This is a genomic window from Microvirga sp. GN3 (assembly GCF_055792825.1).
On record NZ_JBVVAK010000389.1, the window covers coordinates 1 to 1,037 of the forward strand.

The 1,037-nt window shown below is 61.6% G+C and carries 2 protein-coding genes; both read left to right on the plus strand.

Annotation, left to right across the window (positions count from 1 at the left end; all coding sequences use genetic code 11):
• Positions 1-451: 451 nt before the first annotated feature.
• Entirely contained in the window at positions 452-619 is a 168-nt protein-coding gene (locus ACS5Q1_RS48045) for a hypothetical protein (RefSeq protein WP_473103060.1), read from the plus strand.
• A 149-nt stretch (positions 620-768) separates the two neighbouring features.
• Positions 769-954 (plus strand): helix-turn-helix domain-containing protein, encoded by a 186-nt coding sequence (locus ACS5Q1_RS48050; RefSeq protein ID WP_473104806.1) that lies wholly within the window; start codon positions 769-771, stop codon positions 952-954.
• Positions 955-1,037: the final 83 nt, after the last annotated feature.

Genomic DNA, 1,037 nt, shown 5'->3' on the forward strand with positions numbered 1-1,037 from the left:
GTCTTTACGAAAGCGGCACGGGCTTCAGCCCAGAACAAGATGGTTTGAGCCCAGCCCTTTGCCGAGCTCGCCGGTGGAGCTCCTCACAGCCTGCCACATTCCCATTGGTGACGCGACTTTCGGACAATGTTGGTGCGTTAAGTGGATCACAGGGAAAGGGGGGCTCCCATGTGCAAGCGACAGATCGACAAGCGGCCAATCGCACCGAAACCATCGAACGACAACAATCCAAAGTCTGTAGAGCGTCTCATAACGTGGGAACAGCCGGGCTTCCGGTCCGGGATACTGTCGGTCGCGCTTGAGCGGACGGAGCATGTCAGGCTGGACTTTGTGGCCGGTGGAGTGCTGACGATACAAGGGCAGCGCTCATTGGTACGGAATTTCAGCGCTCCTCATTGAGATCGCATTTCCGGTGGCCGTGCCGCTTGGCCCTCCCCTAAAGAGAGCCGCGATGGCTATCAAGGCATGCTGCTGGAAAGGGGCAGGCGTGAGTGAAATGCCGTTGGCATGGTTCAACCTGGCTCATGCCCATCTGTACGACGTGGCCAAAAAAGAACGCCTCGGAACCGAGCCGAGGCGTTTAGGTCAGGGAGGAACACAAGTCACCCCTTCAATCTAGCCGTGTCGCCGATGAATGGCTGTGCGCCAAGTCACAAAGATCCTGTGTGACGACTGCCACAGAAGGATGGGTGGTTTCGAGCGATGCTAATGATCTTCACGCAGAGGGTGTAACATAGGGCGGTGTCGGTCATCGTGAGGAGGTGCGCGATGGAGGGCAACGTTTGGCGTCCGACGCATCTGACGCCGGAGCAGATGGAGGAGCGGCGCCTGGTGGCCGCGACGCTGTTGCGCCAGGGACATCTCTCTCAGGCCGAGATCGCCCGGCACGTGGGGGTCAGCCGCGCCAGTGTCTGCCGCGCGGCCCAACCTCGGGCCTCCCTCTCGCCTCGATGAGAAGGCCTGGGCTCGGCTGGGCCGGCGGCTGGATCGAGGCGCGGTGGCGGCCGGCTTTGCCACCGAGCGCTGGACCCTGGCGC

What these genes read in the sequence shown, in the direction of transcription:
- ACS5Q1_RS48045 (WP_473103060.1), top strand. Translation starts at nt 452, where the DNA reads ATGGCTATCAAGGCATGCTGCTGGAAAGGGGCAGGCGTGAGTGAAATG.
- ACS5Q1_RS48050 (WP_473104806.1), top strand. Translation starts at nt 769, where the DNA reads ATGGAGGGCAACGTTTGGCGTCCGACGCATCTGACGCCGGAGCAGATG.